This window comes from Streptomyces sp. NRRL B-24572 (assembly GCF_002156145.1).
Classification (GTDB): domain Bacteria; phylum Actinomycetota; class Actinomycetes; order Streptomycetales; family Streptomycetaceae; genus Streptomyces; species Streptomyces vietnamensis.
Genome location: NZ_MWIG01001173.1, coordinates 1 through 864, shown reverse-complemented (window position 1 = coordinate 864; position 864 = coordinate 1). Strand labels below are relative to the sequence as shown.

Here is an 864-nt window from a genome sequence, read left to right as displayed (position 1 = left end):
GGACGTCGGTGTGCTCGCCGTCGAGGAGGACGTCGACGGTGGCGACGCGCTGCGCCGGGTCGGCGACCAGGCGGGCGAGGACGGTGTGGAAGCGGGCCACGAGCCGTTCGGCGGTGGCGCGGTCGAAGAGGTCGGTGGCGTATTCGAGGATGCCGCCGAGGCCGTCGGCGGTTCCGTCGGCGGCGAACCGCTCGCGGAGGCTGAAGGCGAGGTCGAACTTGGCGGCGCCGCTGCCGACGCCGCGGGTGGCGACGGTGAGGCCGTCGAGGAGGGCCACGGCCTCGTCGGCGCCCTGCCGGCTGGTGTTGTTGAAGGCGAGCAGGGTCTGGAAGAGCGGGGAGCGGGCCAGCGAGCGGGTCGGGTTGAGGACCTCGACGAGCCGCTCGAAGGGCAGGTCCTGGTGGGCGTAGGCGGCGAGGTCGGTCTCCCGGACCCGGCCGAGGAGTTCGGTGAAGGTCGGGTTGCCGCTGACGTCGGTGCGCAGGACGAGGGTGTTGATGAAGTCGCCGACGAGGTCGTCGAGGGCTTCGTCGAGCCGTCCTGCGACCGGGGAGCCGAGGGGGATGTCGTCGCCGGCGCCGAGCCGGGACAGCAGGACGGCGAGCGCGGCCTGCACGACCATGAAGACGGTGACGCCGGATTCCCGGGCGCGGTCGGCGACGGCCCGGTGCAGTTCGGCGGGGAGGTCGACGGTGACGTTGTCGCCGCGGTAGGAGGCGACGGCCTTGAGGACGCCCTTGCCGAGCGCGCAGATCAGGTTCCCGATGTCCTGCTCGCGCTCCAGGCCCTCGATGAAGGTGCCGGCGCGTACCAGGTCCTCGACCGCCTCCATCGCCAGGTACGGGTTGACCGCCCCCGCCCCGT

1 protein-coding gene is annotated in these 864 nt (G+C 72.9%); it reads right to left on the bottom strand.

Annotation, left to right across the window (positions count from 1 at the left end):
* Positions 1-864, bottom strand: an 864-nt coding sequence (locus tag CCN56_RS41110; RefSeq protein ID WP_256962457.1) for a condensation domain-containing protein, incomplete at both ends; no start/stop codon positions are given.